Annotated in this window: 1 protein-coding gene; it reads right to left on the minus strand. The window is 68.2% G+C overall.

Going from position 1 to position 387, the window contains the following annotated elements; genetic code table 11:
• The coding region (locus A7981_RS10530; RefSeq protein ID WP_254258559.1) for an AIR synthase-related protein at positions 1-374 on the minus strand (374 nt) is incomplete at its 3' end.
• Positions 375-387 lie beyond the last annotated feature (13 nt).

Here is a 387-nt window from a genome sequence, read left to right on the forward strand (position 1 = left end):
ACGTGGCGGTCGTACTGTTCCCAGATCCAGCGCTTGGAGGCCATGTCGGGGCACCCGATCAGCTGGACGAGGGCCGCGCGCCAGTCCTTCGGCGCCGGCGTATTGTCGACATCCAGGGTCGGGCGGGCCTCAGGCTCCGTCCACGGACGATCATAGAGGGGCGCATCGTCCGACAGGGGCGCCAGCGGCAGGTCGCACACCACCTCGCCATGATGGCGCAGCACGATGCGGCCGGTGTCGGTGGTCTGGCCGATCGCCGCCGCGTCGAGGCCCCACTTGTGGAACACGCGATAGGCGTCGTCCTCGCGCCCGGGCTTGAGGATGGCCAGCATGCGCTCCTGGCTCTCCGACAGCATCATTTCATAGGCGCTCATGTGAGCTTCGCGC

Source organism: Methylovorus sp. MM2, from assembly GCF_001648895.1.
GTDB lineage: Bacteria > Pseudomonadota > Gammaproteobacteria > Burkholderiales > Methylophilaceae > MM1.